The organism is Streptomyces sp. R-74717 (genome assembly GCF_047305335.1).
GTDB classification, from domain to species: Bacteria; Actinomycetota; Actinomycetes; order Streptomycetales; family Streptomycetaceae; genus Streptomyces; species Streptomyces atratus.
The window spans coordinates 4,603,815-4,628,611 of record NZ_CP102361.1 but is presented as its reverse complement, the minus strand read 5'-3'; the positions used below and the strand labels follow the sequence as shown (position 1 = coordinate 4,628,611).

The window sequence follows — 24,797 nt, the reverse complement described above, 5'->3', positions numbered from 1 at the left end:
GCTTCGAGCGTATGTGTGGTTGTTCTTCGCTCCGGCCCGTGGAGCCTCCGGGCCCCGGCCACGCGGCGCGCGCCGAGGCGTCAGACCAACCAGCGGCCGTCGCGCATCAGCTCGCGGTCGGGCAGCTCGTTCACCTCGCGCCAGGCCTGGATGCGGCATGGGGAGATGCGGAACCAGCGGTACGGGGTGGCCGGCGCAATGGGGTCTCCCCTGCTCGAACGAAGTTGAGAGCTTGGGGAAGGGCCGAAGCCGGTGCGCGCGGTGAACCGGTCACCCGCTGCTGCCGGCAGTTCGTCGATCTCGAGGACCTCGACTTCGCCCTCGATCATGGACACGTCGCGGATGTGGCCCAGCCCCAGCCGAACGGTTCGGGTGGCGGCCAGGTTCCTGCCGGTCGGGCTGTCCGTCGGCGTGGCCATCAGCAGCGACTCGCCGTCCCAGTCGAAGGACAGCGGTACCAGGTACGGCGCACCGTCCGCCGAGGCACTGGCCACCCAGGTATCGATGTCGTGGGTGAGCCGATGCTCGGTGTCGCGACGGCGCTGAGCGCGGGAGCGGGGGGCGGCAGTCATCGGTCCTGAAGCAGCCCGAGGACGTTGCCGTCGGGGTCGGTGACGGTGGCCACCAGGCGGCCGCCACCGACGTCGTGTGCGGGCTCCTTCACGGTGGCACCCGCGGCGGTCACCTCGGCCAGCTTCGCCTCGATGTCCGGCACGTGCCAGTAGGCCACCGGTGAGGTCATGCCCTGCTGTCCACCGCCCGGCACCAGACCGATGTGCTGGCCCGCGGCCTCGAAGCCGACGTAGTAGGACTCGTCGGCCTGCGGCGGTACGCCGAGCAGGGCGGCGTACACCTCCTTGGCCCTTGCCAGATCGGAAACGGGATGCAGCACGGTCTTGATTCCCTGGGTGGAAGAGCCGGTCATGGTCACTCCTGAAGTCGTGGGTCCGGTCGGGATTTTCTGGCTCGAAGACGAACGGGAAGTGCTGAATTCGACAGCCCGATCGCTTCGGATGTGGATTTCGCCGTTGGCCGTTGGCCGTTGGCCGTTGGCCGTTCGCCTTGACCGAGCCCAGCCCGCAAGAGAAGGAGGACCCACCGGGACCGCCTCCGGGCGGTTGCGACAGAGGGCCGGCGATGCGTCCGGGACGTCGTGCGGGAGGAAGCTCGCGTGAAGGGCGATGTCCATGGCGTCACGCTAGCTGCGGCTCGGGGGCAGGCGCTTCTCGAATCCTGATCGTTCTGTCACCTGTTCCGCGGCACACGACGGGACCCCCGCCGTCGCGCGTCGCGCATCCAGGGGCCGATGACCGAGCGCGGCCGGTGGTGGGGAGGGCCGTGACTGAGCACGACAGGAGTCGTCAGCCCTGTACGGCTACCAGGGGATTCATGGGCCGCCGAGCGCGACAACTGTCGTTGGATGCGCGGGTCGGCCGGAACTCCTGCCGGCCCTCCGACATCGCCGTACGCGGCGCGTCACCGCTTCGGGAGGAGCTTGTCCGTCCACAGCGGACGGAAAAAAGCAAAGGCAAGGAGGTTGCCCACTCCTTGCCACTCTCAAGGTATAGCGCACCGGGGGGCTTGCGGCAAGGCCCGGGTCGTGCCGCAGAATCGTCGGCCGAGGCCAGAACCTGCGGAAATCAGGGATTCGCGAAGTACGCGTGCTGTTGTCGGTCCATGGGCCACGCGGGACGTCGAACCGCCGGTGGGACTCGCGGTGCGGTTGCGGGGACTCGGCGCGCAGGCGCGGGCGTGCGTGCCGCCGGACCGCGCGGAGCAGCTGGCCGAAATCCAATCTCGTTGAATGGGCGTTTTGATGATTGACGTGATCGTGGTCGGCGGCGGACCGACCGGCTTGATGCTGGCCGCCGAGTTGCGGCTGGCCGGAGTGCACGTGGTCGTGCTGGAGAAGTTGACCGAGCCGACCGGGGAGTCCCGCGGGCGCGGCCTGCACACACGCAGTGTCGAGATGATGGACCAGCGCGGCCTGCTGGACCGGTTCCTCGCGGTGAGTGAGAAGTTCCAGGTCGGCGGTTTCTTCGGCGGCATCATGAAGCCGTGGCCGGACCGGTTGGACACGGCGCACCCCTACGGCCTCTCCACCCTGCAGCCGGTCACCGAGCGGCTGCTCCATGAGCGTGCGCTCGAACTCGGTGCCGAGATCCGGCGCGGCTGCGAAGTGGTCGGGTTGAGTCAGGCCGAAGACGGGGCCGGGGCCGGGGTGACCGTCGAGCTGGCGGGCGGCACGCACCTGCGCTCGCGCTACCTCGTCGGGTGCGACGGCGGCCGCAGTGCGGTGCGCAAGCTGCTCGGTGTCGGTTTCCCCGGCGAGCCCGCCAAGGTCGAGACGCTGCTGGGCGACATGGAGATGACCGAGGATCCGGTGACGGTCGACGCCGTCGTCGCGGAAGTCCGCAAGACCCAACTGCGGTTCGGCATCATCCCCAACGGGGACGGGACGTACCGCATCATCGTGCCCGCCGACGGCGTGGCCGAGGACCGTGCGACCGTGACGACCCTCGAGGAGTTCAAGCAGCGGCTGCGGGCGGTCGCGGGCACCGACTTCGGCGTGCACTCGCCGCGCTGGCTGTCCCGGTTCGGCGACGCCACCCGGCAGGCCGAGCGCTACCGGGTCGGCCGGGTGCTGCTGGCCGGCGACGCGGCGCACATCCACCCGCCGACCGGCGGGCAGGGGCTCAACCTCGGCGTGCAGGACGCGTTCAACCTCGGCTGGAAGCTGGCCGCCGCGGTCGACGGCTGGGCGCCGGAGGGGCTGCTGGACAGCTACCACGCCGAACGGCACCCGGTGGGCGCCCGCGTGTTGGAAAACACCCGCGCGCAGATCACGCTGCTGGGGACCGAGCCGGGTGTGACCGCGCTGCGGGAGCTGTTCTCCAAGCTGATGGACTTCGAGGAGGTGAACCGGTACGTGACCGAGATGATCACCGCTGTCGGGGTCCGCTACGACTTCGGCGAGGGCCATGAACTGCTCGGCCGGCGGATGCGGGACGTGAAGCTGAAGCAGGGGCGTCTCTACGAGCTGATGCACGGCGGCCGCGGACTGCTGCTCGACCAGACCGGCCGGCTCTCGGTGGCGGGCTGGGCAGACCGGGTCGACCACGTCGTCGACGTCAGCGAGGAACTGGACGTCCCGGCGGTACTGCTGCGGCCGGACGGTCACGTGGCGTGGGTCGGTGAAGAGCAGCAGGATCTGCTCAGCCGGCTGCCCAAGTGGTTCGGCGCTGCCGTCGGCTGAGCGCGCAGTTGTGGCCCGAAAAGGGTGGGCCGTTGTGATCGCGTGAGACACACGACAGGTGTCCTGCTGTCGTGCTCAGGCGCAGAGGTGTGACTGCTTGCGATAGTTGGCATCAGGCAGGTGGCCCGACCTGCGGTTCCGCGAAGGGTTCGCAGCTCTGGTTGGCGCGGAAAGCTCGCTCTACTTATCGCATGCGTTCATTGCTCGATCTTGTTGGCGCCAGTTTCGAAGATCCCTGCCGTTCATCAGCCGAGGCCGATTGAGTGGTGCTGCTGGTGAGCGGCAGGGGGTGGTGATCGTGTGGGCTGCTGGGGTCGAGCGGGGCGAGCTGTGGTCGCATCGGTGCAGCTGGGAGGACCTGCTCCTGCCCACCGTGGTCGACAGCGGACGTGGAGACCTTGATCAGCGCGAGGGGTGGACACGCCGCTGGACGGCGACCTGGCGGTACGCCGGCGGTGAGGTGGTCAGTCCGGTGGCGAATCTGGCCGAGGTCCCGATCGCGGGACGGGGTTCGGTGCGCTGGTTCTCGTGGCGGCGCGCACAGCGCCACCGTCCTGGGTCGGAGTACCTGGTCAGCACGGGCCGGATCCAGGGGTGCTGCCGTCCTGGCGATCGCTGAACGGTTTCTGGGGTACGACCGACCGACAGCGGGGCAGGTCATCCAACAGCTCCTCGCAGCGTCGACGAAGGCGGACCCGCGCAGCGCCAACGTGATCCGCCTGAACAACCGGTGCTTGCCATCGCTGAGGAGTCTGCTCTTGCACGGTCCGGCCAGGGCCCGCATCTAGACCTCACGCGGATGGGCCGGAGGCGCTGAGCAGCTCCCTGACGGCGGTGCGGATGTTCTCGTCCTGGACGAAGCCTCGCCAGCCGCCGTTGGTACGCAGCCGCTGGTCACGGGCAGGCACGTCGCGCAAGAGGTGCGCGGCAGGTTGGGCTGCCTGCCCGAGCTTGGCCAGGTGGTCCAGTGCGGGAAGCATGACGGGCAGGTTGGTGCCCTTGGTCAGATCCAGCACGGCCGTCGTGAGCACCGGGGCAGCGGTCTCGGTGTCGCTGGTTGCAGCCCACAGGGCGTGCGCTGCCTCGACGCGAGTCCAGGGGTCGGTGTCGGCTGTCAGCGCCCTGAGCCGGTCCGCGTAGGGGGCGGCATGCGATCCGAGGCCGGCGAGCTTGCGCAGGGCGGGATGGCGGAATCTTCGCTCCTCAACGCTGCGTCCGAGTTCTTCCAGGGCCGGCCCAGGTTCGCCGCCGACTCTCCAGTACGCCCAAGCCGCGAGTTCCGTGTGCGGTCCGGCGGCACGCGATCGGGACAGGAGCAGGTCCCGTGCTCCGTTCCCCGCCAAGCCGATCCCTGCCAGGGCCTTCGCCGCCGCCATCCAGGTCCGGTCGTCCTCCAGCAGGCCGAGCAGCTGTGGAACCGCTGCCTTTGCCACGGGTCCCCAGTCCGCGAGTACGTCGCAGATCCGGTTGAGCAGGCGGTCATCCGTGGCGGTGTCGAGCTGGTCGCAGATCGACGGAAGGAGCAGCTCGGCGTGGTCCGGGAGGTAGCCCAGCAACTCATGGAGTGCGGGGAGGACGACATGGTGCAGATCTGTGGCGGGGTAGTGGGCGGAAGCCGATGCGAAGCCAGAGCGTGTGCCGGCGATCAGTTCGATCAGGCCCGGCAGGCAGCGCGGATCGTTCATCCGGGCCAGGGCCCACAGGGCGGCCTCGCCGACGGTCTCCCGTTTACGTGTGGTGCGGGCGGCGGTGTCGGAGAGGAGTGTGGCGACCTCGTCGGCGTGGGCGGCGGTCGCCGGGCCGAGGCAGGCCAGCAGCTCGGCCGCCCGGAAGCGGGCTTCGGGGGCGGGATCGTCCAGCCGTGCGACGAGACGTGGAACGAGTTCAGCGGCCGGTGAGCGCCACTGGGACAGCAGTCCGCCCGCCTGGGCCAGGGCGCCGATCCGCTGTTCGTCGTCGTGATGGTCCGCCAGCAGGCCGAGCGTGAAGGTGGGATCCGGCCCGGTGATCAGTCCCGCGGTCCAGTGCTGTACACCCAGCACTCCGGTCTGTAGCGAGCTGGTGTGGCGCCACAGCTCGACGCTCGGGTCCCGGACCGCTTCGAGTATGAGGTCCAGCCGTCGTGTGGGCAGGCCCGGATCGCGCGGGGCGAGTGCGTGCACCGCCGCCAGGCGGATCTGGTCCTGTGGAGCGTCGAGCAGCTCATGGAGCAGGTCGAAGACCTCGGCGGCGCGTACGCCGGCCGGTGCGCGCAGAGCAGCCTGACCCAAGGCGAGAACCAGCTCAAGGCGGGTCGACGGATCATCCTCCGCTTCCCAGGACCGCAGCAACCCAGGCAGAACCAGTTCACCAGGGCTGTCGCAGGCCCCGACCACGTCGGCTGCGGCTCGCCGGATTTCCGGCTCGGGGTCGTCCAACAGCCTCACAGAGGGCCATGCGAGTGGTGTGGCGCACTTTTGCAAGCAGGTGCTTGCAAAAGTTAGCAAGGGTGGCGCACCATCGACGTATGGCATCACTCAACGTCGGCAATCTCGGTGAGTATCTGCGCGAGCAGCGGCGCAATGCGCAGCTGTCGCTGCGGCAGCTCGCCGATGCCGCCGGGGTGTCCAATCCCTACCTCAGCCAGATCGAGCGCGGGCTGCGCAAGCCGAGCGCCGAGGTGTTGCAGCAGGTCGCCAAGGCGCTGCGGATCTCCGCCGAGACCCTTTACGTACGGGCCGGGATTCTGGATGAGCGGGAGCGGGATGAGCTGGAGACACGGGCGGTGATCCTGGCCGATCCGTCCATAAACGAGCGGCAGAAGAATGTTCTGCTGCAGATCTACGACTCCTTCCGCAAGGAGAACGGTTTCGAGCCCGGACCGGGGTCCGGCGCCGAAGCCGGATCGGAGACCGGCGGCGAGTCCGGATCGGGGGCCCGTGCGGACGGCCGCCCCGGTGCCGACGCCCCCCGCACGGCCGGCGGCAGCGATGCCGGCACAGCTTCAAAGCCTTCAAAACCCTCACACTGAGTCTGATGATCCGGGAGGACCACAGTCATGGCCATCACCGATGACCTGCGCAAGACCCTCACCGACCCGACCCCCCTCTACTTCGCCGCAGGTACGGCCGATATCGCCGTCGAGCAGGCGCGCAAGGTCCCGGCGCTGATCGAACAGCTGCGTGCCGAGGCGCCGGAGCGTATCGAGGCCGTGCGCAACACCGACCCCAAGGCCATGCAGGAGAAGGTGACCTCGCAGGCCAAGGAGGCGCAGGCCACCGTGCAGGCCAAGGTCACCGAGGTGATCGGGTCGTTCGACAGCGATCTGCGGAAGCTGGGCGAGAGCGCCCAGGACCTGGCGCTGCGCAGTCTGGGCGTGGCCGCGGAGTACGCGGTGCGGGCCCGGGAGACGTACGAGAAGGTTGCCGAGCGCGGCGAGCAGACCGTGCGGACCTGGCGTGGTGAGACGGCCGACGAGATCGTCGAGATCGCCGTCGTCGTCGAGCCGCGCAAGGAGTCCAAGCCGACGGGCACCGCGAAGACGGAGCCTGCCGCCAAGCCGGGGCCGGCAAAGGCGTCGCCCGCCCCGAAGACCGTCAAGCCGGAGAGCAAGGCCCCGGTCGCGCCCGCCAAGAAGGCGTCCGTGCGCAAGCCCGCCGCGAAGAAGACCACTCCGCCGACCGCGAAGTAGGGCCTCGGCTCACAGCCGGAGTGTGTACCGGGGCGCGGGCAGGGCATCTTTCGGGGTGCCCGGCGCGTTGTCCCGGTACCTTGGCCGCGAGGCGCTCATCCACTTATTAGGCGGTGCACCATGTTGCTCACAGGATTCAGCACACTCGTCTGGCTGCTCTACATGGTCATGCTCGTCCTGGCCGTGGTCGCACTGTTCTTGGCCGCGACGGCCCGTGAGGACGCCTACCGGGCCGCGGACAAGCAGAAGAAGTCCTTCTGGCTGATCATCCTCGGTATCACCGTCGCCGTGAATCTCTTCGTGCCGATGCTGTTCCTGCAGCTTGCGGGCGCGGTCGCGTCCATCGTCTTCCTGGTGGACGTACGGCCCGCGCTGAGGGCGGTCTCGGGTGGCGGCGGCCGGCGCGGTGGCTCCAGCAGCGACGGGCCGTACGGGCCCTACAACGGCGGGCGCTGAGCGCTCGCAGGGTTTGCCGGGGCCGTGGGTGATGCCGGTTGGGGGCGGGGGCGCGGGATGCTCCGGCCCCGGTTGGCGTTCAGGCCCCGGCGGCGGATGTGTTCCTGGTCGCGGTCGAGCAGCAGGACCGCGACGTCGTCGGTCAGTTCGCCGCCGTTCAGCTCCCGCACCTGGGTGACTGCGGCCTCCAGGAGATCCTCGCCGGTGAGCCCCTGAGTCAGCTGGCGGTTGATCATTGCGACCATGCCGTCCTGGCCGAGCCGCTGAGTGCCGTCCGGCCCCACGCGTCCCTCGATCAGCCCGTCCGTGTACATCATCAGGCTCCAGGAGCCGCCGAGATCCACCTGACGGCGAGGCCATGGGGTATCCCCTGCTCGAAGAGCTTGGGGAAGGGCGTTACGCGGCAGCAGGCCCAGGGCCGGGCCGCCGTCCTCGTACGGGAGAAGGTGCGCGGCTTGTCCGTGCCGGGCGATCAGCGGGGCGGGGTGGCCCGCCAGGCAGAGGCCGGCGCGGCGGCCGTCGGGGGTGATGTCGACGGTGCAGAGCGTCGCGAAGATCTCCTCGCTCTCCCGCTCGTGCTCCAGGACCTGCTGGAGCGTGGAGAGCAGTTCGTCGCCGCAGAGCCCGGCCAGTGTCAACGCCCGCCATGCGATGCGCAGTTCGACGCCGAGCGCCGCTTCGTCCGGGCCGTGCCCGCAGACATCGCCGATCATCGCGTGGACGGTGCCGTCGGGCGTACGGACCGTGTCGTAGAAGTCCCCGCCGAGCAGTGCGCGGCTGCGGCCGGGGCGGTAGCGGGCCGCGAAGCGCAGATCGGAGCCTTCGAGCAGCGGGGTGGGGAGCAGGCCGCGTTCGAGGCGGGCGTTCTCCTGGGCGCGCAGCCGGGACTCGGTGAGCTGGTGCTGGGCGACGTCGGCGCGCTTGCGTTCGACGGCGTAACTGATGGCGCGGCTGAGCAGCCGTCCGTCGAGTTCGCCGCGGAAGAGGTAGTCCTGGGCGCCGACCCGTACCGCCTCGGCGGCCAGCTCGGTGTCGTCCTCCGCCGTGAGGGCGAGGACGGCGTGGCGCGGGGCGATCCGCAGGACGTGCTTGAGGGTGGCGAGCTCGTCGGCCCCTTCGGCGGGGGCGGAGCGGGCCTCGCTGCCGGTCGGCAGGGCCAGGTCCAGCAGGATGCAGTCCACGTCGTCCGTGAGGAGCCGGCCCGCCTCGGTCAGGTTGCGGGCGGTGCGGATACGGACCCGCGTGCCGGCTGCGGCCGGGAGCTCGGGGACGGTGAAGGTGCCCGCCGGGTCGTTCTCGATCACCAGGAGGGTCAGGTCGGCGCCGTGGGAGGTCTCCGCAGCGGAAACGGCGCGCTGCTGCGGTACGGGTACGGGCATCGGTTCGGGTTTCCTTCCCTCCCCCCGAGGGCGCGGCGGAACGACGATCGACGATCCGCCAGACGGGGACCATAGCGGTCCGCGGTGGGGGAACGGAATGGCGTTCCGCAATTGCCGGCTGTCATATGCACCGCCATAAGCCGCGTCAGGTCACGGATCCGGCGAGATGTGCGGGGGTGGGGCGGGTGCCGGGGCATGACAAAGGTCACGCGGGATGGCGGGGGGCGGGTGGCGCGGGTCACTCCCGTGGGGGGTGCCGTGGGGCGTCCCGGCGGGCGCTTCGTCCCTGCTCGCCGGACGGGCTTGATCTGCCCGTCCGGGCAGCGCCCCCTACTTGTCCGGACGGACCACGCCGAGGATCTGCATCGAGCCCGCGCCCGCCAGTGTGACGTTCCGGCCGGGGCGGGGGGCGTGGATGATGGCGCCGTCGCCGATGTACATGCCCACGTGGCTGGCGTCGCCGTGGTAGATGATCAGGTCGCCGGGGCGCATGTCCTTGATGGCGATGTGGGGCAGCAGCCGCCACTGCTCCTGCGAGGTGCGCGGGATCGGCCGGCCCGCCGCCACCCAGGCCTGTGACGTCAGCCCCGAGCAGTCGTACGAACGGGGGCCCTCGGCCCCCCAGACGTACGGCTTGCCGATCTGCTCGGTCGCGAAGGCCACCGCCTTCTTGCCGCTCGCACTCGCCTCGCGGTTGATGTCCTTCAGGGCGCCGGAGCTGAGCCAGGCCGTCTGCAGCTTGTACTCGGCCGCCTGCTCCAGCTTGAGCAGGCGGGCCCGCTCCTTCTTCTCCAACTGGTCTTCCAGCTTCTTCGCCGCGGCGATCTGCGCGTTGATCTTCTTCTTGGCCTCGGCCTGCTTGAGACGGTTGGCTTCGAGCTTCTCCCAGTTGGTGCTCGCGTCCTGGGTGTACGTCTCCAGGTCCTGCTGGGTCCTGGTCAGTTCGCCGAGGACGCCCTGGGCGGCCTGCTGGCCCTCCCTGACCCGGCTCACCCCGTCGAGGAACAGCTGCGGGTCGTCGCTGAGCATCAGTTGGGCGCCCGGCGGCAGTCCGCCGGTACGGTACTGCTCGCGGGCCTGGGCGCCGGCCTGGCTCTTGAGCTCGGCGATCTTCGACTGGCCCTCGACGATGGCCCTGGCCAGCTTCACGATCTCGCCGGACTGCTTCTTGGCCTGCTCCTCGGCGAGGTTGTACGCGTCGGTGGCCGACCCGGCCTTGCGGTAGAGGGCGTCGATCTCCTCGCGTACCTCTTCGAGGCTCTTCTTCGGCGTCTTCGACCCGGAACCGGACCGGGTGTCGGGCTGCGTCACCGGGGGGGAGGGGGGTGCGGGCGCGGCGAAAGCCTGGACCGGCGCGGTGAGTACGGTCAACGCGCAGACCAGAGTGATCGCGGCTGCGGCAACGTGACGTCGGTTCACAAGATCCCCCTCCGAATGAATCTGATTTACCGTCAGTAACTTCTTGCCGATGACGAGATCGTGCCATGCCGTACCGAAAAGCAACAGAGGCACACACCTGCTGTCCTGACGGTCACACGGGTCGACCGACGCCCCGGGGATCGCTCCCCACGACCCGGGAATCGCTCCCCATCGTCCTGACGAACGATGCCCTGTCCGCGTTCCCGTTCGCCTCCCCGCATGCGGGCCCGGCAGGTCTGTTCAATACGTGTTGGGCTGTCGGTTGGGCTGGAGGGCGGTCCACTTCACCGTGACTTCGCCCTGGCGCCACCGCCGTACCCCGTCCGCCAGCGGCCAGTCGCCCGACAGCGCCCGCACCGCCGTGATCCAGCGCTGCCGGGCACCCAGTGACGCGTATGGGGCTGCCGCGGCCCACGCCCGGTCGAAGTCCCTCAGGAACGCATGGACCGGTTCGCCCGGCACATTGCGGTGGATCAGTGCCTTGGGGAGGCGTTCCGCGAGGTCGGAGGGGCGGTCCAGGGAGGCGAGCCGGGTCGCGAACGTCACCGTGCGCGGGCCCTCCGGGCCGAGCGCCACCCATACGTGCCGGCGCCCGATCTCGTCGCAGGTGCCCTCCACCAGCAGCCCGCCCGGCGCGAGGCGCGCGCACAGCCGCTGCCAGACCGCGGCGACCTCACCCTCGTCGTACTGACGCAGCACATTCGCCGCCCGGATGAGGTCGGGGCGCTCGGGGAGCGGGATCTCGAAGCCGCCGTGCAGAAAGGTGAGGCCCTCGCGCTCGTACGGTTTCGCCGCCGCGACCCGCTCCGGGTCGATCTCGATGCCGACCACCGCCGTGCGCGGCTCGGCGGTGCGCAGGCGCTGCAGCAACTCGACGGCGGTCCAGGGGGCGGCGCCGTACCCGAGGTCGACGGCGACGGGGTTGTCGGCGCGGCGCAGGGCCGGGCCGTGGGTGGCGGCGATCCAGCGGTCCATGCGGCGGAGCCGGTTCGGGTTGGTGGTCCCGCGGGTCGCGGTGCCGATGGGGCGCATGACAGCGAGCGTAACGATCTCACGGGGGCGGAAGGCGACGCGGGTGCCCGGCCCCGGTCCGGCCCGGTGGGCGGTGCGGGGTGCCCGGGCTCCCGACCCGGCATGCGACCCCCTTAGACCGACCGGCAAATGGGGGGCGGCGTCGCGGGGCTGGGCACGCGCATCTGCCGCGTTGTCGTCAATCACCATGGCTCCTTCCCCAAGCTCTCGGCTGCGCTCGAGCAGGGGAGACCCCATCTGTCTCAATCCTCCGCCTTGCAGCTGCACGCACCCAGCCCCGCTCCTTCCCCCACCCCCCATTTGCCGGTCGGTCTTACTGCAATGATTTGGCAAAGCGGAAATGAAAGGAGAGATTCCGCTGTTGCAGCCCCCGAAGGGGCTCTGGTCCTTTCGGTGCCATGCCCTGAGTGAGGAGGACCGGACGACGTGAGTCAGTACGTCTCCCGGCTCGGCAGCAGCCGTGTCGCGCCGCGCCTCAGGTTCCCCGCAGCCTTCCCCGGCGGTCACCGCAAACCTCGCCGCATCGCGATGCTCTCCGTGCACACCTCGCCCCTGCACCAGCCGGGCACGGGTGACGCGGGCGGCATGAACGTCTACATCGTGGAGCTGGCCAAGCGCCTCGCCGCGATCAACATCGAGGTCGAGATCTTCACCCGGTCCACCACCGGCGGGCTGCCCCCGACGGTGGAGCTGGCGCCCGGTGTCCTGGTCCGGCATGTCGACGCGGGGCCGTACGAGGGTCTGGCCAAGGAGGAGCTGCCCGCCCAGCTCTGTGCCTTCACGCACGGCGTCATGCAGGCATGGGCCGGTCAGCGCCCCGGCTACTACGACCTGGTCCACTCCCACTACTGGCTCTCCGGTCATGTCGGCTGGCTCGCCGCCCAGCGCTGGGGCGTCCCGCTCGTCCACGCCATGCACACCATGGCGAAGGTCAAGAACGCGTCGCTCGCGGAGGGCGACACCCCCGAGCCCGCCGCCCGCGTCATCGGTGAGACCCAGATCGTCAGCGCGGCCGACCGGCTGATCGCGAACACCGCCGAGGAAGCGGACGAGCTCATCCGCTTCTACGAGGCCGATCCCGGGTCCGTCGCCGTCGTGCACCCCGGGGTCAACCTCGACCGCTTCCGCCCCGCCGACGGGCGCGCCGCGGCCCGGGCGCGCCTCGGACTGCCGAAGGACGCCCTGATTCCGCTCTTTGCGGGCCGCATCCAGCCGCTGAAGGCCCCGGACGTGCTGCTGCGGGCCGTCGCCGTCCTGCTGGACCGCGACCCGTCGCTGCGTTGCCGGATGGTCGTACCGGTCGTCGGCGGCCCGAGCGGCAGTGGGCTCGCCAAACCGGAGGGGCTGCAGAAGCTGGCGGCGCGGCTGGGCATCGCCGATGTCGTACGGTTCCAGCCGCCGGTCGGGCAGGACCGGCTCGCCGACTGGTTCCGGGCCGCGTCCGTGCTGGTCATGCCCTCGTACAGCGAGTCCTTCGGCCTGGTCGCCATCGAGGCCCAGGCGGCGGGGACCCCGGTCGTCGCGGCGGCCGTGGGCGGTCTGCCGGTGGCGGTACGGGACGGGGTCAGCGGCTTCCTGATACCCGGGCACGACCCGCAGGCGTACGCACAGGCGCTGGGGCGGTTCGCCGAGGCGCCGGAGCTGGTCGCCCGGATGGGTGCGGCGGCTGCTGCGCACGCCCGGGGTTTCGGCTGGGACACCGCCGCGTCCGCGACCGCCGACGTGTACACGGCCGCGATGCACGAACATCGCCGTCGCGTACGCTCGCACCATGGCTGACGTACCCGATGAAGCGGTGACGACGCAGGTCGCGCAGATCATCGAGGCGACCCTGAAGGACGCCGAGCTCGAATGGGAGAGCCCCGAACCCGGCAGTTACGTCGTCAAGCTGCCCGGCACGCGGAAGCTGTCCACCACCTGCTCGCTGCGCGTCGGCAAGCACTCGCTCTCTCTCAACGCCTTCGTCGTCCGTCACCCGGACGAGAACGACGCGGCGGTGCACCGCTGGCTGCTGGAGCGCAACCTCCGCCTCTTCGGCGTGAGTTACGCGATCGACCAGCTCGGCGACATCTATCTGGTCGGCAAGCTGCCGCTCTCCGTGGTCACCCCGCAGGAGCTGGACCGGCTGCTCGGCACGGTCCTCGAAGCGGCCGACGGCTCGTTCAACACCTTGCTGGAGCTGGGCTTCGCGAGCGCGATCCGCAAGGAGTACGAGTGGCGGGTGTCGCGCGGCGAGTCCACGCGAAACCTGGACGCGTTCACGCATCTGACCCAACGCCCCGCCGACTGACCTCCGGGTCGAGTCTCGACCGACCGGGCCGGGAACCGGTCCGAGGCTCGATCGACTGGCTCAACCGACCGGCCTCCTCCGAAGATTCCCCGATGCGCGACTCTTTCGCCGTGCCGGGCGCCGTGGCATGCTCGCCGCCGACGCAGATATGAACGTCGTTCATATGCATGAAAGGCGGCTCGGATTCATGGCGACCATGGGGAACATCGGCAGGCGTGGACTGCTCGGCAGCGCTGTGGCCGTCGCCGCAGCGGCGGCCACCGGCATCATCGGCAGCGGTACGGCATCCGCCGCCAGCCGGTCGACTGCGGCCGGCACCGCCACCCCGACCGGGCAGGCGTCCGCGGCCGGCGGCCGGCGCGCCACCCCCCTCTGGCGGGAGTTCGCCGCTGTTCCCTTCACCCACCCGCAGGTCCCCTTCATCGGCCGGGCCGGCTACCGGGGCGGCTGTGACCTGCCCCGTCGTCCGGGCCGCGGCTTCGTCGCCAACGTCCTGCACTACGGCGCGAAGCCGGACAACTCGGCCGACGCCGCCCCCGCGATCAACCGTGCCATCGCTGCTGCCGGAGAGCGTGGCGGTGGCACGGTGCTCATCCCCGCAGGCACGTACCGCATCGACGACATCATCCGGGTCGGCCACAGCAATGTGGTGGTGCGCGGTGCGGGCAGCGGTCGCACCAAGCTGTACGCGACCAAGAGCCTCACCGAGCTGATCGGTGTGTACGGCAGCCGCTACGGCGGCGACAAGTCCAGCTGGTCGTGGGCCGGCGGCCTCATCTGGCTCTGCCCGAAGGACCGTTGGGCCTCGCTCACCGACGCGATCAGGGCCAGGGCCTGGCCTTTCGAGGGCTGGACCGGCAACCGGCGCGACGAGTGGCAGACCCTGGCCACCGTCGCCCCCGCCGTCCGGGGCGACCGGTCCATCACCGTCGAGTCCACGAAGAACCTGAAGCGCGGCCAACTCGTACTGCTCCGCCTCGCCGACGACGCCGACCACACGCTCCTGGAGCACATGGCGGGCGGCGGCCCCGGCCCCGAGGCGTACTACTGGGACGACAAGACCAAGCTGACCTCGTACGTCCCCTACGAGTGGCCGGTGCGCGTCCACTCCGTACACGGCCACAGGGTCACGCTGGAGCGCCCGCTTCCGCTCGACATCCGCCCCGAGTGGGACCCGCGCCTGACCACTCTCGCCGCCCCGCTCACCGGCTCCGGCGTCGAGGGCCTCACGCTCGACGCGGTCGAGACCCCGCAGTCGCAGCATCTGCTCGACAAGGGCTACAACGGGGTCGCGTTCCAGTGCGCGTACGACTGCTGGGCCGACGACATCACCGTCCGCCATGTCGACAACGGCTTCGGGCTGATCGGCGCGTCCGCCTGCACCCTGCGCCGTACGCGGGTCGAGGGCCGCGGCTCCCACCACCCGTACTACTGCCGCGAGGGCTCGCACGACAACCTCATCGAGGACTTCACCATCGCTCAGCGGACCGTCCCGGCGCCCGCCGGAACGCAGCTGCACGGCATCAACGTCGAGGGCCTGTCCAGCCAAAACGTCTGGTCGCGCGGCGTGATGGAGATGGGGACGTTCGACTCCCACCGGGGCATGCCGTTCGCCAACGTCCGTACCGACATCACCGTGAACAACAATGGGCGCCACGGCGGCGACGCGAGCGCGGGGCCGCTCTTCGGCGCCCGCTTCACGCACTGGAACATCCGGGTCACCAACGGGCGCGCCGGCCTGATGCGGATCGACGGGCTCGCCCCGTACAGCGCGACGGTCGGCGTCAGCGAGGTGACGGAGTTCGACCAGATCGACGTCCCCGACTTCACCGGCGATCTGCACACCCGGCTGGAGGCTTACGGCACACCCGAAGCGGTGTGGCCGCCGAACCTCCACGCGGCGCAGCGGGCACTGGCCGGCTGAGCTGACGGGGCGGGCGCTGCGGGCCGGTGGTCAGTCCCGTGCCCGCAGTGCCGCTTCCACGTCCGCCAGTGCCGATTCGAGCTGCGGACCGACTTCCTTCCACACCCGGTCGAGGTGCTCCTGGGGAACGCGGCGCGGAACGGTCTCCACCAGCATGATCAGGTAGAGGTAGCAGCGGTAGAGCGCGAGCCGCAGCCGCACGGACGCGTCGAACACCAACGGCCGGCCGCTCCCGCTCCCGTACCCGGCGAGGAAGTCCTCGTCCTCCTCCATGTTCGCGAACAGGGCGAGCGATACGAAGTCGGCGACCGGGTCGCCCCAGAACATCCGCTCACCGTCGATGATCCCGCCGATGGTGCGTGCGCCGGGCTCCCCGTCGACGAGCAGGTTGCCCTGCCACAGGTCGAAGTGGACCAGGGCGGGCCGGGTGACGTCGTCGAGTACGGGCGAAGCGGCGGCGATCAGCGCGCGGACATCGGCCATAGGGCGCGGCAGCCGGGCGCGGTAGGTGTCCGCGTCGGCGAGTACGGCGTCCGTCATCGCCGTGAACGCCCGCCGCCAGGTCGGGGCCGACGGGCCCAACGCCCGGGACGGATAGCCGAATCCGCCGGGGCCCGTGACGGAGTGCAGCCGGGCGACGATCCGCCCCAGCTCGTTCCTGAGCCGGCGCTCCTCGGCGTCGGACAGGGCGCGGTCGGCCGCAGCGCCGGAGATGTCGTACCAGGGCTGACCCGGGCAGGCAGACATGATCAGGTACGGGCCGGTCGGGGCATCCGGGTCGAGTTCGCTGTGCAGGACACGGGGGACTGCCGCCGAATCGCCCGCGCAGGTGTAGAACTCGACCTCGTTGACCAGCAGATCGCGTTCGTAACTCATCAGGGTTCCGTCGGTCGTGGGCGGCGGTATCTTCACCACCAAGTCGCTGCCGTCGGTGAGAGTCACCCGGGTGACGGCGTTGAACGTGCCTCCGGCGAGGGGTAAGGCCGCGGCGATCCGGTCCTCCGTAATGCCAACGGACCTGAGAACGGCCGTGGTTGTGTCATCTGGCTGCATGGGATGAATTGCCCTCTGTGTCGGTATTCGATCCGGCTTGCGGCGACGGACAGCGTTTTCACAGGATGATCACGGCGCCATCACGATCACATCCCGTGCCCTGGTTGATTGATCGTCAAACCAACTGCCGCTCATAGAGTGAGCAAAACCCGAAGACCCAGCTCAGAGAGACGGACCGGACCATGCGATCCACCGCCGTACGCCGTACCGCTGTTGCCGCCACCGCGGTGTCCCTGGCCCTGCTCGCCACCGCCTGCGGCGGATCGGACTCCGGTTCCGGTGACAAGGGGGCGGATGCCAAGGGCAAGGAGTCCGCTGCCGCGAAGCCGGCCGCCAAGGCGCTGACCGCCGCCGAGCTGGAGAAGGCGGCGCTGGCCCAGGGCGACGTCAAGGGGCACAAGATCGCCAAGGCTGCGGCCAAGGACGTGATCTCCGGCGACGACATCAAGGTCGAGAAGGAGGTCTGCGCCCCGTTCGCCGACGCGCTGATGGGGGCGCAGGTCGGTGAGCCCGCGGCGTTCACCAAGCGGACGGTCGTCAGCGAGCCCAAGAAGGGCAGCATGGAGCAGGACGGCGCGGACGCCGAAGACGCGTTCAAGGCGGCGTTCGACATCACGACGACGCAGCTGGCCCTCGGCTCGTACGACGGCAAGGGCGCAGAGGAGTCGGTCGCCTCGCTGCGCACCGCCGCCACCGACTGCGCGGGCGGGTTCGACTTCACGGCTGCCGGTGAGAAGCAGAAGGTCAGCAAGATCACCGAGGAGCAGGTCAAGGGCGGGGAGGATGCGGCCGCCTGGACGGTGCAGGTGGAGCAGGGCGGCGAGAAGATGCAGTTCAAGCTCGTGGCCATGCGTCAGGGCCCCTCGTTCGCCTCGTTCTCCTCGATGAACCTGGCCTCGATGGGCGGGGGCGAGGACTTCGAGCTGCCGACCGCAGTGGTCGAGGCCCAGGCCGCGAAGCTGGCGTAAGGGGCCGGGCGCGGCTCTGCGCGTCCCCTCGTGGCGTCGGTCCTGCGCCGGTTGGCCGGCGCCGTGCCCGTGGAACAGGTACGCGCCCGGCACGTGTGAGTACTCGTACTCGTGATCGGTGCCCCACCCTCCGGGCAGGCTGGTCGTACCAACCACCCGGAGGGGGCCAACTGCACGCAGGACCGGCCGACTTGACCGACCGGCGCCCGCGAGAAGCGGGCGCCGCCCGAGCCGGTCCGCGGTGGGCCTCGCCCTGGCCTCCGCGACCGTGGCGCTGCTGACCGCGGGCTTTGGAGTGAGGCAGGACCGCTCGGGCACCCGAGGCATCTCCTCGGTTCGGTGCTGGTTCAGGGCAGCGGGACGAGCCTCACCACGGTGACGATCAGGACGGACCCGGAGACGTAATAGAGCACGATGGCCCCGGCGACCGTCGCCTCGCGGCGGTCGCGCTCGCTCTTGACGGCCGACGACCCGTGCCCGTACGGGTCGAGGCCCAGGGTGCGCGCCATCTCGTCCCGGAAGACCTCGTTGTCGCGCATCTTGGCCAGGGTGTCGTCGGCCGGCGGGGCGTAGGAGATGCGGAAACTCAAGCGACGGTCCGCCTCTCGGCCTCGTCCTGCGCCAGCCGGTCCAGGATCTTCTCGGCCTCCGGATCGGGCACGGCCTCCAGCATCCAGTGCCGCATGACCGCCTGGATCTCGCTCACACCGGCGTCGTTGATGGCGCGGTCGAACTCCTCACGTCTCTCCTCGGGCAGGGTGGCCCGGATGTCCGGAATGCTGTTGGGCACGTCGACTTCGGCGCCGCCGACGAAGGTCTTCAGGGGCTCGCCCATGATTGCTCTCCCCGCTCTCCTTGCTGTCTTCGCACGGGCCCGTCCGGTCGGCTCCGCCCATGCGCGGGCCGGTGCTCGGGCCACGGTAGCGCCAGGGCGCACGGCCGACGCGGAGCCCACGCGATACGTTCGCCCCGTGACAGGAACATCGTGGGACATATTGCTTCTCGGCGGGGCGTCGGGCGTCGGCAAGAGCCGAGTCGCCGCGCAACTGGCCGATGAGACCAAGGGGTTCGTGGTCGAGTTCGACGACGTAGTGAGCGCCGTCGAGGCCATGACGACGGCTGAACACCACCCCGCTCTCCACCACTTCGATGACATCCCCGACACCGCGCAACTCACCACCGAGCAGGTGCTGGACCTCCAGATCGCCACCGCCAGGGCCCTGGAGCCCGCGGTGTTGGGGGTCGTACGCAACCGCCTGACCGTCGACGTACCCGCCGTGATCGAGGGTGACTACCTCACCCCGGCTGCCGCTGCGGCGGCGATCCACGAGGGCCGGGCGGCGGGCCGCCGCGTGCGAGCGGTGTTCCTGCATGAAGGGGATGCGGACCGGATCACCGCCAACTACGCCTCCCGGGAGCCCGACAGCGGAGAACAGCGGCATCGGGCGCAGGTCAGTGCGGAGTACTCGCGATGGCTGGGCGACCAGGCCCGCCTGCATGCTCTGCCTGTGGTCGCCTGCCGCCCGTGGGGCACGCTGGCGGCGCGCATCGGGCGGGTGTTGGGTGCGGAGGGGGAGGGAAGGGAGCGGGAGCTGTCCGAGATGCCGGGGGCGTGACGAAACGCGGGGGCGGGGGCACTGCCCCCACAGCCATGGACGGCGAATCAAGCCCCCTGCGGCAAACCTCAGGCCGGGGGGCTCGTTGAGGTAGGGCCCTACTGCTTGGCCCAAGGTCTTGCCGCCGCTCCTGGCGACGTGGGTCTTTGCTGGTCCGGGCCTTGCGCGGCCTCGTCCGAGCAGTCGTCATCGGCCGCTGCCGAGTGGCCTCGGACGGCCCAGGAACCCTGCTGTACACCGTGTCCAGGCGCTAGCTCAGCTGCGGCGGACCGATGACGGTCTGGCCAACCTGTTCGGCCAGCCAGGTTGCATGGCGTTCCTCGTACCCGTCGCCGTTTCTGCGGCGGACGTGCACGAGGACAGTGTGCTCGTCGCGGCGCTCGTCCAGTTCGCGTGTGGCGGCGTTGAACAGCACAGAGACCTCGGCATGCTTGAAGTCCGCGTACAGGCCAGGTTCCGGAACCTCCGGCCAGCCCAGACCCTCCCAGCGGATCTCTGCCACATGCCTGCCGGCCACGGCGATGAACCTGTCCTCAACGCTTCCTACTGGCTGATCCAGCATCGATGCCCAGATCGGCAGATGCGCCGACAGGAAAGCGGGATCGGTGGAGAGCTGGGGTGCGTGGACTCCACCGTGCAATCCAGTCGGGTCGCTTGGATCACGGACCCAGTCCTCGGTGTCCTCTTTCCTGAACCATGCGTCGGGCAGCGCGCTCCATACGCGCAGTACGTCCTCGACTGTGAGGAGTTCGACGTCCACGCCTGCGCCCGCGTGCTGCTGGTCACCCACCACGAGCAGCTGGCGCGCTACTCGGAGCGCCAATGCAGGATCGTCAGTGCGGAAGACGGGATAAGCAACGTCAACGGACATGCGTGCACCCTGCCACAACGATCCACGATCGAAGATCGATTTTTTCGGGGCCCGCGTCGGGCAAGTCCAGGGGGCCACTCGTTCAAATTCCGGGCAGGGGCAAAGCCTGCCCGAGTTGCCGGGCCAGCGTACGGCCCCCTGAACATGCCCGACCCCAACCCGAACAGGACACCGGCCCAAGCCGCTCCGGCCGGCCGCTCGTTCGGCTCACCCGAGCGGAGGGTTCGGTTCAAGCAGTCCTGCGGTGTGCGTGCCAGGCGGTGGCGGCGGTCGCGAGGCGCAGGGTCCACGGGTCGGGGTCGGCGGTGCTGATCTCGGACCAGACGTTGGCGTTGGCGGCGGCGAAGGCAGTGATGCCCTCGGCGGGGGCGGTGTGCCAGGCGGGGATCTCGCCGGAGTCGTGGGAGACCCGCAGCGTCATCCGTACGTCGTCCTGTCCGTTCGCCATGGTCAGGAGCATCGCGATTCGCAGGCTCAGCCAGAAAGGCCAAGCGGATTACCCAACTTGGGTAACATCACCCTCGGTTGACGAAGTGCAGCGATCCGTAGTCCTCATGCCGGAGCGTGCCCGATGCCCAAGCCACCTCGCTCGAAGGAACTCCCGGTCAGCCTGCTCACGGCTCCAGTGATGATCGAGGCATGCCGGGCCAGAGACTTCGGCCGCATCTTTCAGCTGGTCAAAGCACGAGCAGGCATCTATCCGTCGATGATCGCGCGCCGCTGCGACCTCACCCCGAGCCGCGTGGGCGAAGTGATCGCTGGGCGAAGGCAGTTGCTGCACATGGACGTGATCGAACGGATCTCGGACGGACTGCACATCCCCGGGCACATGCTCGGTCTTGCCCGACGCTCCTGGGAGGCGCCAACCAGCCTGACGGTCGCGCCCCGCGAACCGGCCGAGGCACCGCCCCCATCCGCCGAGCCGCCGGCTGCCGGGCTGCCGGGGGCGGACGTGGACAGCATCCTTGCCCTGGCGGCCGAGCGGGACCTCAGCCCGTCGATGCTGGACGCGCTGCATTCGTCGATCGAGGACTACTGGCGGAGGGACGACGAGCACGGCGGTGAGACCTTACGGCCGGCGGTCGTCGGCCGGCTCCGCTACGTCGTTGATCTCCTCAAGGAGCAGCGCCCCGCACCCATGAGAGCCAGCCTGCACAGCATCGCGGCCGAGCTGGCCCGGCTCACCGGGTGGACCTACTTCGACGCCCGCCAGTACAACCAGGCACGTGCCTACTTCACCGAATCCCTTGGCCTGGCCAAGTCGATCGAGGACCACCAGTTCATGGCCAATGTCCTCGCCTGCATGAGCCTCCAGGCCACCTACCAGGACAAGCCCGGGGACGCCCTCGCACTTGTCACAGCGGCCCAGGACCAGGCCCGAACGGCCGTGGGGACGACGCCGCGCGTGCTGGCCATGCTCGCGATGCGCGAAGCCTTCGCCCACGCCACCCTCGGGAACCACAGCGCGACCCACACCGCGATCTCGGAAGCCCACACCCACTTCGGCCGGATCGGCACCGCCGATCCGGACCCAGCCTGGGTTGCCTACTTCGACGAGCCGAAGCTGATCGTGGACACCGGCATCGCGCACGGTCGCCTGGGCGAAGCCGCCCTCGCCGAACCTCTCATCGCGGACGCTCTACGCCGCGAACACCGGACGAACCACCGAGGCCGTGCCTTCCACGCCTTCTGGCTCGCCCGCACCCAACTCCAGCGCGGCAAACTCGACGAGGCGTGCCACACGGCTATGGATGCCCTGGTCCCGGCGGCTGCCGTCAGCTCGCAACGAGTCGCTGGCCACCTCCGGGAGTTCTACGAGCAGCTGGAGCCCTTCCGCCGGGAACCGGCCGCAGTGGCGTTCGAGTCCCGGCTCCGGGAAGTGCTGCCCCGCCGGGTCAGCGGATCGCCTCGTCCATGAGCCCGTAGAGCAGCCCGACGAGGGATCCGCTGCTGACGATCTCGCGCCGGTCGATCATGCCCCGCACGTCGGCCAGCGGGATCCACTCGATCCGGTCCGACTCGTTCTTCTCGGTCGGCGGCCCCTCGTACGTCGCTCCGTCGGCCCGGAAGACGTGGTGCTGGGAGTCGGTGATGCCGTTGGCCGGCTCGGCGTAGATAAGGGGCTTGATCGGGCCGGGCCGCCAGCCGGTCTCCTCCAGCACCTCACGGGCAGCAGCTTCAGCTGGCGTCTCGCCCTCCTCGACCAGCCCCATGGGCAGCTCCCACGCCCACGCGTTCGTGATGAAGCGGTGCCGCCACATCATCAGAACCTCGCGCCGTTCGTTGACGACGGCGGCCACGGCCAGGTGCCGGAGCTTGACGACGTGGTGCTCCCAACGGTTCCCGTCCGGCGTCTCGACGTCGGTGAGCCACAGGTTCACCCAGCTGTTCTCGTAGATCGGACGTTCCCCGTGGATCTTCCACTGCATCGCTGCGGCCCCTCTCGATCGGCCTCCAGCATCGCAGAGCTGGGTTGAACTGCGGCCAGGTTCAGGCAGATTCACGTCATAGTGACGAATAGGCCGGAGTTTTGATCACGCGCTTGGTAGCGCCCAGGTGACAGTAAGCAGCGGGGATGGAGGCGGTGATCGGCTGTCTCGTGTCTCGTGAGCATCACAGGGATGGCCCACTATGAAGAAGGCGGCCACGACGACCGCACTCGCCGCGATCTTTGCCGCTGCGGGGTGCGCCAACAGCGCCGAGACCACAGATCCCAAGCCCAGAACATCAGCAGCCGAGCTAGGGCCGGGGGCAGATGGCAGGGATTCCACTACGCGGTCAATCGGCGAGACGGTGACTCTCACCGACCAAGATGGTCACCCGATGCAGGTCACCGGTACGGGCATTGCCTACCGGGATGCGTACGCCAAGGACAAGACGCTCCCTCTGAAAGGGAAGTATGCCTTGGCGATCGCGTTCACTATGAAGTCCAAGACAGGCGGCATGCTCGGAAGCCAGATGGACAACGTGATCAAGTGGGAGGGGGCGTCGGCAACGGCGGAAGGCCGAGGCCACGCAGATGCCCCGTGGCAAGGCTGCGTCGACACGTACACGCCGTATGGCACGGTCGAGCCCAACCAGGAATACAAGGCGATCACCGACGTCAACGTGCCCGCAAAGGGTGGGACGCTGATCTTTGATGACGCCTACGGGGGTGAAGCCCGCTGGGAGCTCCCCACAGAGGACACAGGCACTGGCACCGAGCCGGCCACCAAGTTCGCGACTCGGGCGTGCTGGTGACCTGAGCCAGAGGCTTTGCCTCAATGTCTGCTTGAGGTGCTGTGGACCGTCGGAGATCACGAGGGGCCGCGCGGCCAGGGAACGAGCAGATCAGGCACGTACGGCAGACTTCCCGCAGCACCCTCTTGAAAACCGTCGTGTTCTCGGTGCTCCTGGACGCCGGAGAGAACATCAAGGCCCTCGCCGAGTACCTCGGCCACTCTGATCCTGGTTTGACGCTCCGCGTGTACGCGCACCTCATGCCGTCCAGCCAGGAGCGCACTCGCAAGGCGGTGGCCACTGCCTTCGAGGCGGCCCAATTGAGGCGACATGGCGGCTGACGGCTCGTACTCTCCGGGCCAGAGAGGGACAGGGAGAGCAATGACGGAGTACTTCTTGTTGGTGTGCGACGACGTGCCTCATGACGTGGTGCTCGCCGACCCTGGCGCCCGTGTGCTGGACGTCGCCCAAGTCGTACGTCGCCTGACGGGACTGAGCCTCTGGCGCAGCAAGGTTCTGGCAACGCAGGTTCCCGCAATGATTCTCGACGGCGTGCTTCAGGAGGACGCAGAGGTGGCGGTCGCAGCACTCCGCGATGCGGGAGCACAGGCAGAGGTGAGGGCACAGCCAGAGCCGGAATTCCTCAAGCCCTGACGGCCCGATCAAGCAGCAGACGGCCCAGAGACGGCCCGAGGCCACCGAAAAGCCCCCTGCCAGCGGAGAACCCGCAGGTAGGGGGCTTCTTCGGGCGGACTTACTTCTTCTTGCCCTGGTTCTTCACGGCCTCGATGGCGGCCTTCGCCGCGTCCGGGTCGAGGTACGTGCCGCCCGGCTCGATCGGGCGGAATTCGGCGTCCAGCTCGTAGGAGAGCGGGATGCCGGTCGGGATGTTCAGGCCCGCGATGTCGGCGTCGGAGATGCCGTCGAGGTGCTTGACCAGGGCGCGGAGGCTGTTGCCGTGCGCGGCGACCAGGACCGTGCGGCCGGCCAGGAGGTCCGGGACGATGCCGTCGTACCAGTACGGCAGCATGCGGACCACGACGTCCTTGAGGCACTCGGTGCGCGGGCGCAGCTCCGGCGGGATCGTCGCGTAGCGCGGGTCGTCGCTCTGGGAGAACTCGGTGCCGTCTTCGAGGGCAGGCGGCGGGGTGTCGTACGAGCGGCGCCAGAGCATGAACTGCTCCTCGCCGAACTCGGCGAGCGTCTGCGCCTTGTCCTTGCCCTGCAGGGCGCCGTAGTGGCGCTCGTTCAGCCGCCAGGAGCGGTGGACGGGGATCCAGTGGCGGTCCGCGGATTCCAGCGCGAGCTGCGCGGTGCGGATGGCGCGCTTCTGGAGTGAGGTGTGCAGGACATCGGGGAGCAGGCCGGCGTCCTTGAGCAGCTCACCGCCGCGGACTGCTTCCTTCTCGCCCTTCTCCGTGAGGTTGACGTCCACCCAACCGGTGAACAGGTTCTTCGCGTTCCAGTCGCTCTCGCCGTGGCGGAGGAGGATCAGCTTGTACGGTGCGTCGGCCATGGGCCCGAGCGTAATCGAAGCCGTGCGGGCGTTGCGCGGCCGGTCACAGGGCGGACAGGCGGGGCGGGTGAGGGGCCGGGGGCGTGACGATTGACGGCCCGCGTCAATCGACTGGCGGTCCGGAATCC

General features: G+C 69.5%; 26 protein-coding genes and 1 pseudogene. 14 read left to right on the top strand and 13 right to left on the bottom strand.

Annotated elements, in window-relative coordinates; translation table 11 throughout:
* Nucleotides 1–80: 80 nt before the first annotated feature.
* Nucleotides 81–572: a pyridoxamine 5'-phosphate oxidase family protein gene (locus tag NRF20_RS21085; RefSeq protein WP_398630067.1), complete on the bottom strand. Its 492-nt coding sequence runs from the start codon at nucleotides 570–572 to the stop codon at nucleotides 81–83.
* Nucleotides 569–925, bottom strand: a complete 357-nt coding sequence (locus tag NRF20_RS21080) for a VOC family protein (protein WP_266359319.1) — start codon at nucleotides 923–925, stop codon at nucleotides 569–571. The genes NRF20_RS21085 and NRF20_RS21080 overlap by 4 nt, the downstream gene beginning before the upstream one ends.
* Before the next feature lie 891 nt (nucleotides 926–1,816).
* Between NRF20_RS21080 and rox the strand changes: the two genes are divergently transcribed.
* Nucleotides 1,817–3,256 carry a rifampin monooxygenase gene (rox, locus tag NRF20_RS21075; protein ID WP_398630069.1) on the top strand — a complete coding sequence of 480 codons (1,440 nt, stop codon included), beginning with the start codon at nucleotides 1,817–1,819 and terminating at the stop codon, nucleotides 3,254–3,256.
* Between the two features lie 298 nt (nucleotides 3,257–3,554).
* The gene (locus tag NRF20_RS21070) at nucleotides 3,555–3,875 is read left to right on the top strand and encodes a hypothetical protein (RefSeq protein ID WP_398630070.1); all 321 of its coding nucleotides are present in this window, start codon (nucleotides 3,555–3,557) and stop codon (nucleotides 3,873–3,875) included.
* 172 nt (nucleotides 3,876–4,047) lie between these two features.
* On the opposite strand, the gene NRF20_RS21065 is transcribed toward NRF20_RS21070, so the two are convergent.
* Nucleotides 4,048–5,682, bottom strand: coding sequence for a HEAT repeat domain-containing protein (locus NRF20_RS21065; protein ID WP_413753085.1), 1,635 nt, complete (start codon nucleotides 5,680–5,682; stop codon nucleotides 4,048–4,050).
* An 80-nt stretch (nucleotides 5,683–5,762) separates the two neighbouring features.
* Between NRF20_RS21065 and NRF20_RS21060 the strand changes: the two genes are divergently transcribed.
* The 3 genes from NRF20_RS21060 (at nucleotide 5,763) to NRF20_RS21050 (ending at nucleotide 7,382) form a co-directional block, all read left to right on the top strand.
* Nucleotides 5,763–6,266: a helix-turn-helix domain-containing protein gene (locus NRF20_RS21060; protein ID WP_398630072.1), complete on the top strand. Its 504-nt coding sequence runs from the start codon at nucleotides 5,763–5,765 to the stop codon at nucleotides 6,264–6,266.
* A gap of 27 nt (nucleotides 6,267–6,293) precedes the next feature.
* Nucleotides 6,294–6,926 (top strand): hypothetical protein, encoded by a 633-nt coding sequence (locus tag NRF20_RS21055; RefSeq protein WP_413753084.1) that lies wholly within the window; start codon nucleotides 6,294–6,296, stop codon nucleotides 6,924–6,926.
* Between the two features lie 120 nt (nucleotides 6,927–7,046).
* Nucleotides 7,047–7,382 (top strand): DUF2516 family protein, encoded by a 336-nt coding sequence (locus tag NRF20_RS21050; RefSeq protein ID WP_093899684.1) that lies wholly within the window; start codon nucleotides 7,047–7,049, stop codon nucleotides 7,380–7,382.
* Here NRF20_RS21050 and NRF20_RS21045 read toward each other — a convergent pair.
* The 3 genes from NRF20_RS21045 to NRF20_RS21035 form a co-directional block, all read right to left on the bottom strand.
* Nucleotides 7,364–8,761 carry a PP2C family protein-serine/threonine phosphatase gene (locus tag NRF20_RS21045; RefSeq protein ID WP_398630074.1) on the bottom strand — a complete coding sequence of 466 codons (1,398 nt, stop codon included), beginning with the start codon at nucleotides 8,759–8,761 and terminating at the stop codon, nucleotides 7,364–7,366. The genes NRF20_RS21050 and NRF20_RS21045 overlap by 19 nt on opposite strands.
* A 330-nt stretch (nucleotides 8,762–9,091) precedes the next feature.
* Complete coding sequence (locus NRF20_RS21040) at nucleotides 9,092–10,180, bottom strand: NlpC/P60 family protein (RefSeq protein ID WP_413753083.1); 1,089 nt, start codon at nucleotides 10,178–10,180, stop codon at nucleotides 9,092–9,094.
* 240 nt (nucleotides 10,181–10,420) lie between these two features.
* Nucleotides 10,421–11,212, bottom strand: a complete 792-nt coding sequence (locus tag NRF20_RS21035; protein WP_398630076.1) for a class I SAM-dependent methyltransferase — start codon at nucleotides 11,210–11,212, stop codon at nucleotides 10,421–10,423.
* 426 nt (nucleotides 11,213–11,638) lie between these two features.
* Here NRF20_RS21035 and mshA point away from each other — a divergent pair, with 426 nt between their 5' ends.
* From mshA to NRF20_RS21020, 3 genes are all read left to right on the top strand, one after another.
* Nucleotides 11,639–12,991: a D-inositol-3-phosphate glycosyltransferase gene (mshA, locus tag NRF20_RS21030; RefSeq protein WP_398630077.1), complete on the top strand. Its 1,353-nt coding sequence runs from the start codon at nucleotides 11,639–11,641 to the stop codon at nucleotides 12,989–12,991.
* Nucleotides 12,984–13,502: a YbjN domain-containing protein gene (locus NRF20_RS21025; RefSeq protein WP_398630078.1), complete on the top strand. Its 519-nt coding sequence runs from the start codon at nucleotides 12,984–12,986 to the stop codon at nucleotides 13,500–13,502. The genes mshA and NRF20_RS21025 overlap by 8 nt, the downstream gene beginning before the upstream one ends.
* Before the next feature lie 187 nt (nucleotides 13,503–13,689).
* Complete coding sequence (locus tag NRF20_RS21020) at nucleotides 13,690–15,426, top strand: glycosyl hydrolase family 28-related protein (RefSeq protein WP_398630079.1); 1,737 nt, start codon at nucleotides 13,690–13,692, stop codon at nucleotides 15,424–15,426.
* Between the two features lie 30 nt (nucleotides 15,427–15,456).
* Here NRF20_RS21020 and NRF20_RS21015 read toward each other — a convergent pair whose 3' ends face one another.
* A complete protein-coding gene (locus tag NRF20_RS21015) occupies nucleotides 15,457–16,479 on the bottom strand; it encodes a phosphotransferase family protein (protein ID WP_413753082.1) in 1,023 nt (340 codons plus the stop codon).
* 182 nt (nucleotides 16,480–16,661) lie between these two features.
* Between NRF20_RS21015 and NRF20_RS21010 the strand changes: the two genes are divergently transcribed.
* Nucleotides 16,662–17,447 carry a hypothetical protein gene (locus tag NRF20_RS21010; protein ID WP_413753081.1) on the top strand — a complete coding sequence of 262 codons (786 nt, stop codon included), beginning with the start codon at nucleotides 16,662–16,664 and terminating at the stop codon, nucleotides 17,445–17,447.
* Nucleotides 17,448–17,794: 347 nt separating this feature from the next.
* Here NRF20_RS21010 and NRF20_RS21005 read toward each other — a convergent pair whose 3' ends face one another.
* Nucleotides 17,795–18,037, bottom strand: a complete 243-nt coding sequence (locus NRF20_RS21005; protein ID WP_398630082.1) for a hypothetical protein — start codon at nucleotides 18,035–18,037, stop codon at nucleotides 17,795–17,797.
* Nucleotides 18,034–18,282: a hypothetical protein gene (locus NRF20_RS21000; protein WP_114245784.1), complete on the bottom strand. Its 249-nt coding sequence runs from the start codon at nucleotides 18,280–18,282 to the stop codon at nucleotides 18,034–18,036. The genes NRF20_RS21005 and NRF20_RS21000 overlap by 4 nt, the downstream gene beginning before the upstream one ends.
* Before the next feature lie 136 nt (nucleotides 18,283–18,418).
* On the opposite strand from NRF20_RS21000, the gene NRF20_RS20995 reads away from it, so the two are divergent.
* Entirely contained in the window at nucleotides 18,419–19,063 is a 645-nt protein-coding gene (locus tag NRF20_RS20995; protein WP_398630083.1) for an AAA family ATPase, read from the top strand.
* A 250-nt stretch (nucleotides 19,064–19,313) separates the two neighbouring features.
* On the opposite strand, the gene NRF20_RS20990 is transcribed toward NRF20_RS20995, so the two are convergent.
* Both NRF20_RS20990 and NRF20_RS20985 read right to left on the bottom strand, forming a co-directional pair.
* Nucleotides 19,314–19,886, bottom strand: a complete 573-nt coding sequence (locus NRF20_RS20990; protein WP_413753080.1) for a hypothetical protein — start codon at nucleotides 19,884–19,886, stop codon at nucleotides 19,314–19,316.
* A 277-nt stretch (nucleotides 19,887–20,163) separates the two neighbouring features.
* Nucleotides 20,164–20,382: a hypothetical protein gene (locus NRF20_RS20985; RefSeq protein WP_398630085.1), complete on the bottom strand. Its 219-nt coding sequence runs from the start codon at nucleotides 20,380–20,382 to the stop codon at nucleotides 20,164–20,166.
* A gap of 123 nt (nucleotides 20,383–20,505) precedes the next feature.
* Between NRF20_RS20985 and NRF20_RS20980 the strand changes: the two genes are divergently transcribed.
* Nucleotides 20,506–21,852, top strand: coding sequence for a hypothetical protein (locus tag NRF20_RS20980; RefSeq protein ID WP_413753079.1), 1,347 nt, complete (start codon nucleotides 20,506–20,508; stop codon nucleotides 21,850–21,852).
* On the opposite strand, the gene NRF20_RS20975 is transcribed toward NRF20_RS20980, so the two are convergent.
* Complete coding sequence (locus tag NRF20_RS20975; protein WP_413753078.1) at nucleotides 21,830–22,363, bottom strand: NUDIX hydrolase; 534 nt, start codon at nucleotides 22,361–22,363, stop codon at nucleotides 21,830–21,832. The genes NRF20_RS20980 and NRF20_RS20975 overlap by 23 nt on opposite strands.
* A 202-nt stretch (nucleotides 22,364–22,565) precedes the next feature.
* Between NRF20_RS20975 and NRF20_RS20970 the strand changes: the two genes are divergently transcribed.
* From NRF20_RS20970 to NRF20_RS20960, 3 genes and pseudogenes are all read left to right on the top strand, one after another.
* Nucleotides 22,566–23,174, top strand: a complete 609-nt coding sequence (locus tag NRF20_RS20970) for a hypothetical protein (RefSeq protein WP_413753077.1) — start codon at nucleotides 22,566–22,568, stop codon at nucleotides 23,172–23,174.
* A gap of 143 nt (nucleotides 23,175–23,317) precedes the next feature.
* A pseudogene (locus NRF20_RS20965) lies at nucleotides 23,318–23,494 on the top strand (site-specific integrase); the annotation flags it as partial.
* Nucleotides 23,495–23,534: 40 nt separating this feature from the next.
* Nucleotides 23,535–23,807: a ribosomal protein L7/L12 gene (locus NRF20_RS20960; RefSeq protein WP_413753076.1), complete on the top strand. Its 273-nt coding sequence runs from the start codon at nucleotides 23,535–23,537 to the stop codon at nucleotides 23,805–23,807.
* Nucleotides 23,808–23,907: 100 nt separating this feature from the next.
* Here the strand turns inward: NRF20_RS20960 and NRF20_RS20955 are convergent, their stop codons facing one another.
* Complete coding sequence (locus tag NRF20_RS20955; RefSeq protein ID WP_413753075.1) at nucleotides 23,908–24,669, bottom strand: phosphoglyceromutase; 762 nt, start codon at nucleotides 24,667–24,669, stop codon at nucleotides 23,908–23,910.
* Between the last annotated feature and the right edge of the window lie 128 nt (nucleotides 24,670–24,797).